At 70.5% G+C, this 6,703-nt stretch carries 7 protein-coding genes; 2 read left to right on the top strand and 5 right to left on the bottom strand.

The features are described 5' to 3' along the window. A partial coding sequence (locus ACY45C_RS09650; RefSeq protein ID WP_462187295.1) for a hypothetical protein occupies positions 1-127 on the top strand: 127 nt, incomplete at its 5' end. A 75-nt stretch (positions 128-202) separates the two neighbouring features. Then, positions 203-1,699 (top strand): FHA domain-containing protein, encoded by a 1,497-nt coding sequence (locus tag ACY45C_RS09645; RefSeq protein WP_462187285.1) that lies wholly within the window; start codon positions 203-205, stop codon positions 1,697-1,699. Positions 1,700-1,812: 113 nt separating this feature from the next. Here ACY45C_RS09645 and ACY45C_RS09640 read toward each other — a convergent pair whose 3' ends face one another. The 5 genes from ACY45C_RS09640 to ACY45C_RS09620 all read right to left on the bottom strand — a co-directional run bounded on the left by ACY45C_RS09640 (position 1,813) and on the right by ACY45C_RS09620 (position 5,990). Beyond that, positions 1,813-3,393, bottom strand: coding sequence for a cysteine--tRNA ligase (locus tag ACY45C_RS09640; RefSeq protein ID WP_462187284.1), 1,581 nt, complete (start codon positions 3,391-3,393; stop codon positions 1,813-1,815). 47 nt (positions 3,394-3,440) lie between these two features. Continuing rightward, positions 3,441-3,833 (bottom strand): PPOX class F420-dependent oxidoreductase, encoded by a 393-nt coding sequence (locus tag ACY45C_RS09635; protein ID WP_462187283.1) that lies wholly within the window; start codon positions 3,831-3,833, stop codon positions 3,441-3,443. Positions 3,834-3,937: 104 nt separating this feature from the next. Beyond that, positions 3,938-4,498: a 2-C-methyl-D-erythritol 2,4-cyclodiphosphate synthase gene (gene ispF / locus ACY45C_RS09630; protein ID WP_462187282.1), complete on the bottom strand. Its 561-nt coding sequence runs from the start codon at positions 4,496-4,498 to the stop codon at positions 3,938-3,940. Continuing rightward, the gene (gene ispD / locus ACY45C_RS09625) at positions 4,495-5,265 is read right to left on the bottom strand and encodes a 2-C-methyl-D-erythritol 4-phosphate cytidylyltransferase (protein WP_462187281.1); all 771 of its coding nucleotides are present in this window, start codon (positions 5,263-5,265) and stop codon (positions 4,495-4,497) included. The genes ispF and ispD overlap by 4 nt, the downstream gene beginning before the upstream one ends. 242 nt (positions 5,266-5,507) lie before the next feature. Continuing rightward, complete coding sequence (locus ACY45C_RS09620) at positions 5,508-5,990, bottom strand: CarD family transcriptional regulator (RefSeq protein ID WP_462187280.1); 483 nt, start codon at positions 5,988-5,990, stop codon at positions 5,508-5,510. Between the last annotated feature and the right edge of the window lie 713 nt (positions 5,991-6,703).

Genomic DNA, 6,703 nt, shown 5'->3' with positions numbered 1-6,703 from the left:
CCTACAGAAGGTGGTTCACGTCGACAATGCCACAACAGGTACGGTTCGGTTGAAGAAGAACGTCAAGAAGATCGATGAGATGGTCCTTGACGCACGGTCGACGAGGACCCTCCGGGTGAACCGGTGATCAGGTGAGGGCACGATGCCCTACGGGGCACCTGTCTCACGACCCGACTACTGCGATCGGTGCGGAATTGGGATCATGAGTGGTCAGGAGAGGTACGAATACCGTCCGGAGGACGGCGGGCGAGCTCCCTACGGAGCAGATGCCCCCGGCCGCTCGGCTGACGGGAACCGTCGGCGTGGGCCAGCCGAGCAGACCGGCCCGGATGCGGACGGTCCAGGTGGCTACGACCCGTTGGGCATCCGCCGTTCGCCAGCCGACCTGCCCGGGGTGACGGACCCGCCGCGCGTCGGCGACCCGCGCGGTGGCGACTCGTACGGCGGGTATGGCCGTGACGGCTACCCCGACCAGTCCCGGGGGGGCCGCGGTTATCAGGAGGACCCCTACGGCCCGCCCGGTGGCTATGATCGTGACCCCTACCCACGCGGGCGTGACGAGCGGCCGGCCCCCGACGACCGGATCGACCACGGGCGCGATCCCTACGGTCGAGACTGGGGCACGCCGGAGAACCGTGGCGGCTACCCCGTCGGCCGCGACAGCCGCGATCCCCAGGACCCCTATGACCGCGACCCCTACGGCCGCGGCCATGACGACCGGGCCGACCAGGGTGGCTACCCCGTCGGCCGCGACAGCCGCGAGGAGCGCGTCCCGGGCGGCTACCCCGACCTCGACCGCGACTCCCGCGATCCCCACGACCCCTATGACCGCGACCCCTACGGCCGCGGCCATGACGACCGCGGCCATGACGACCGGGCCGACCGCGGCGGCTACCCCACCGGCCGCGACAGCCGGACGCCGGGTGGATATCCGGATCCGCGGGGCGACCTTGACCGCGAGTCGGACACGCACCGCCGGAGCCGACGCGACGCCGAGTACGGCTACGGTGCGGACCCGCTGGGCATGGACGCCTCCGCTCCACCCCCGCCATCCATCGACCGGGTCACCCAGAGCCGGGGCGGCAACCCGCGGCACACGACCGACCCGCGGCACGCTCGGCCCGGCGCCGACCCGCGGCTGAGTGATCCACGGCTGAGTGATCCACGGCTGGGTGACCCGGAACTCATCGACCCGCGGCACAGCGGCACCCGCGGCGGCCACGTCGACCCCCGTGACGCGGTCCTCGACGACCCACGGGCCGGCGCCGGGCGTGGCGCCGGCTGGGATCGGGACCGCGCGCCGACGGGCAGCACCGTCTGGGAAGCCATCGTCGAGGCGGAGCGCGAGTACTACGACAGCGGCGACGACCACCGGGTCCCGTTCCCGACCTTCTACCCTCGTCGGGTCTTCGCCCTGGCCGGCTCTCAGATGCTCGTGGGGCGGCGCAGCGAGTCCCGTGGCATCCATCCGGACATCGACCTGTCCGGAGCGCCGGAGGACCCGGGAATCTCCCGCAGCCACGCCCTGTTCGAGCTGCTGCCCGACGGCGGTTACGCAGTCCGCGACCCGGGATCCACCAACGGCACCCGGCTGAACGACGAACCGGACCCCATCGAGCCCGGCCAGCCCGTTCCGCTTCGTGACGGGGACCGGGTCTACCTGGGCGCCTGGACGCGCATCACATTGCGCGCCCGCTGATCTACCGGGTCGCCTGCCGCCGTCCGGGGCGGCAGGCGGCCTGCCGATCAGATCAGTCAACTGATCGTCACGGCGTCAACGCTGATCAACCTGGTGAGGCCTGGTCGGTCGGCTCAGGCCAGATGCCAGCGCTGGCCCTCTGGAGTGTCCTCCACGATCAGGCCGGCGGCTGCCAGTCTCGAGCGGATGGCGTCGGCTTCCGCATAGTCCCGCCGGGCCCGGGCCGCGGACCGCAGATCCAGCACGACCTGCATCGCGCCGTCCAGCGCCGGCCTGAACTCGGCACCTGCGGTAGGCCACTGCTCATGCGGGTCGAGACCGAAGATGTTCAGCATCCGCCGGGTCACGTCCACCCACCCGGCCAACTCCCGGCTGTGAGCCTTCGACAGCACCTGGTGTCCCTGACTCACCGCGCCGAACAGGGCCGCCAGCGCACGCCCGACGGCGAGATCGTCGTCCATAGCGGTGGTGAAATCGGACCAGGCCCGCCGCGGGGTGAGCCTCGGCTCACCACCCAGCCCGGGAACTGGCACCGGCCGGGCTCCGGCCACCGTCGGCCGCGTCCCGGCCTTCCCCGCCGTCCCTGCGGTCGACGACGAGACGACCTCGTCGGCTGCCAGTGCCGCCGCCTCCCCGGGCCCGCCGAGGATGTCCAACGCGTTGCGGACGAAGGTCTCCACCCGGTCGTGGGCCGCGGTGGATTCCGCCAGCGCCTCGGCGCTGTAGTCGAGCGTGGACCGGTAGTGCGCGGAAAGCAGATGATAACGCAGAACCTGCGGACGGACCTCGTCGAGGGCGTCGGCCACCAGGACGGAATTTCCCAACGACTTCGACATCTTCGTCCCGCCGGTCGTCAGCAGGCCGACGTGCATCCAGTAGCGCGCCATCTCGCCACCACCGGGCTCGCCGCCACCGGGGCCGGGCGAATCGGCCGAAGCCGCGTTCGACACCGGGCGGGCCGTGGCGGCGCAGACCGTCTGGGCACGTTCGTTCTCGTGGTGCGGGAAAATCAGGTCGAGTCCGCCGCCGTGGATGTCGAAGACCGGGCCGAGGTATTTTCCGGCCATCGCAGAGCATTCCAGATGCCAGCCCGGCCGGCCGTCACCCCAGGGGGACGACCAAAACGGTTCGCCGGGCCTGGCTGCCTTCCACAACGCGAAGTCGCGGGGGTCAGCCTTGCCGGGCTCGGCCTCCACGGACGGTTGCATCGCGTCGGGTCGCTGGTGCGACATCGCTCCGTAGTCGACGAACGCACCCACCCGGAACCAGACCGAACCGCCGCTGGCGTACGCGTATCCCCTCTCCACGAGGGCCGACACCAGCGCGATCATCTCGGGGATGTGACCGGTGGCACGCGGCTGGATCGTCGGGGGCAGGATCCCGAGAGTGCGGTAGGCGTCGTCGAACGCACGGGTCTGCCGGGTGGCGAGCTCCCAGACCGAGGTGCCGTCCCGATCCGCGTTGATGATGATTTTGTCGTCGATGTCGGTGACGTTCTGCACAAAGGTCACCGAGTGGCCGGACTGCACCAGCCACCGGCGCAGCAGATCGAAGGGCAGCGCCGTGCGGATGTGGCCCACATGCGGGGCCGCCTGCACGGTGGGCCCACACACGTAGACGCCCACGTGACCGGGGCGTAGCGGCTCGAATGGCCGCACACGCCGCCTGCGCGTGTCGTGGAGGTGGAGACCCATCTGTCAAGGGTACGGCCCCGCTCGACCGACGGGACCCAAGGGGAGGGTCAGCCGACCGTCAGTACCCGGTCGGCCACGACCCGGACGACCACCCTGGCCTCATCCGGATCATCCCACCGGTACACGTCTCCGGTGTACTTCACCGACAGCCGGTCGATCAGTTCCCGGCCGCCATCCTCGGTCAGGGTAGCGGTCCCGCGGACCTCGATGTAACCGTAGGGATCGCCCTGGTCGAGGAACATCAGTCCGACCCGCGGATCCCTTGCGATGTCGCGTTCCTTCGCACGCCCCCGCACCGTGGACAGCAGCAGTTCGTCCTCGTCGCGGTCCACCCACAGCACCGTCATCCGCGGCGAGCCGTCGGGCTGGATCGTCGCCAGAACGACGTAGGTCCGGGCGTCGGCAAGGGCCCTCACCAACTCTGGAAGGCGGTCAGCCATCAGACTCCTCGGGGAGGGGCCAGGGTCGGCTCACCCTCTCATCTCCGCGCCGGCACGCGGTCAGTCGATGACAAAACGGCATATCACCGGTGATAGGCCCGCCGTCAGGCGCGGACGACGAGCGCGGTCGCGATGGCGGCCAAGCCTTCGCCCCGCCCAGTGAGGCCGAGTCCGTCGGTGGTGGTGGCCGACAGGCTCACCGAGGCGCCCAAGGCCACGGACATCGCCTTCTGCGCCTCCTCGCGACGCCCGGCCATCCTGGGCCGATTCCCGATGACCTGGACCGAGACGTTGCCGATCGCCCAACCGGCGGCACCGAGAAGCCGCGCCGTCTCGGCCAGCAGGACCGCGCCCGACGCACCCGCGTACTCCGGTCGGTCCGTGCCGAAAACTCGACCCAGATCACCGAGGCACGAGGCGGTGAGAAGTGCGTCACAAGCCGCGTGTGCGGCGACGTCCCCGTCGGAGTGCCCGGCGAGCCCGGTCTCCCCCGGCCATTCCAGGCAGGCCACCCAGCACGGCCGGCCGGCGGCGAACGGATGCACATCGACCCCGACGCCGACCCGGGGCAGGATCACCGTGTTCACCAAACTGGACGCGGGAGCCTGCCGGCTGGTAAGCGCGGCATCCACGACGGGCTCGTCCCGCCGCGGGCCGCCGGTCATCCGCCACTCCAGGCGTCCGTGGACCGGGCGCCCGCGAACTGGGGCTCCGCGGGCCGGGCGTCGTCCGCGAGGTCGCAGCGGGCGAGTAGCGCCTCGGCGAGCACGAGATCCGCCGGTCGAGTCACCTTGAATGCCTCCTGCGCACCGGGAATGGTCGTCACCGGCACTCCCAGAGCCTCCACCAGTCCCGCATCGTCGGTCACGGCGATGTCCTCGAGCGCATACGCGGCGCTCAGCACGTCGCGGCGGAATCCCTGCGGGGTCTGCACGGCTCGCAAGCCGTCCCGCGGCGGGGTACGCACCACCCGCCCGTCGGCGTCCACCTCCTTGACCGTGTCGGCTAGCGGCACGACGGGAATCACCGCGGGATGCCCGTCGAGCACCGCCGCCGCCACCGCGTCGACCAGCTCGGGGGGCGTCAGCGGCCGGGCGGCGTCGTGGACCAGTACCACGGAGACGTCGTCGTCCACGGCCCGCAGGGCGCGGCGGACCGAATCCACCCGCTCGGCGCCGCCGGCGATCACATGCACGCCCCCGCCGAGCAACTGGGCCACGGCATCGACCAGCGTCGGTGACGCCGCGACAACGATCTGCGTCACTAGCCTGGAGCGGCGCAACGATTCCACCGTACGCACCAGCATGGGCCTGCCACCGAGGGCTCGCAGCGTCTTGGGAGTACCTCCCCCCAGCCGCTCACCCCGGCCGGCAGCCGGCACGATCGCCGCCACCCGGGGGCTCGCCACCGGCAACCGGTGACCTTCGCCCACCACAGGACCTCCCGTGTGCCATCCGCCACGAGGGCATGGCCGATCCAGCCGGCTCGGCGCGAGCCGCCGGTGGGCGCAACACCGCCCACCACCGTCTCGACGCCACTCAGCCGGAACCTGAGTCGGCAACGCGCTCGGGACGGCGGTCTCCCGGAAAGAGAATGCCTTTCCGGATTATCATGCCGTGCCGAATAGATCGCCTGTCGGCCGGACGAATTACGCCTGCGCCAACAAGCCCACGATCATCCGGCGAGAACCTCGTCGAGCATGGCCTCCGCCTTGTCCTCGTTGCTGCCCTCGGCGAGCGCAAGCTCGCTGAGGAGGATTTGCCGGGCCTTGCTCAACATTCGCTTCTCGCCCGCGGAAAGACCGCGTTCGCGATCGCGTCGCCACAGGTCACGGACGACCTCGGCCACCTTGTTCACATCGCCGGAGGCGAGCTTCTCAAGATTTGCCTTGTACCGTCGCGACCAGTTGGTGGGCTCCTCGGTGTGCGGGGCGCGGAGCACCTCGAACACCCGTTCCAGCCCGTCCTGCCCGACGACGTCACGCACCCCGACCATGCCGACATTGTCGGCCGGAACTCGGACAGTCAGATCGCCCTGAGCGACCTTCAGCACGAGATAGAGTTTTTCCTCGCCCTTGATGACGCGAGTTTCAATCGCGTCAATCAGAGCAGCACCATGATGCGGGTAAACAACGGTCTCGCCGACTTGGAACGCCATGTGTCACGTGCCCCTTCCGCCTCTACCAGCGTAACACGCACGCATCGCCGCAGGTCAGACGCACGCTGCAGGTACCAAGACCAGCAACGCCAAGGTGAGGGCCCCGGCGCCGCCTTCCGGCCACCCGCTCCGGAGGACGGGCATCCAGGGGCACAGATCCGCCCACCCACCCGCCAGATCGCCGCGCACCGACATCGAAGATGCCTACCAGGTAAAACGGGTGACGACCCGGCGGATGTTGGCTACACGTTGAGCGCGGCCGCGCGGCGAACCTGGCGCGGGGGCCGGCCCGTCCGCCCGCCGGCACGGCGTCCCGGCCTGGCCGGGACGCCGTGCTGGACCCGGGCCCACCCGACCCGGTCCCGCCGCGACGCATCCCGACGCACCAGCACCCATCGCGCCACATCACCATGTAACGGTCGTCTCGACCATGCAACGGTCATCCCGCCATGAAACGGGCTATCGCCATGGAACGGACGGCGCCCGCCGGGTCGCCCGACAGGTCGTGACTCCCCCCACGCCGTGATGCTGCCCACGTCCGGGGCCGCTCGGACCAACCGCCCAGGCCAGCCGGCCCGGCTACGGCGCCGGAATCCGGCCCGAGCGTGCTCCTGGGCCAGATCCACGGGTTTCGTACCGCCCACAGCCTCCGCACGTGATGCCGAGGGATGGCTAGTGTTAGGGCCTGTTTGGGAAGTTCATCGGGGCAGCCA

It is taken from the genome of Frankia sp. CcWB2 (assembly GCF_977927585.1).
Note: the sequence above shows the minus strand (reverse complement) of the source record. Positions and strands in the feature narration are given on the sequence as shown.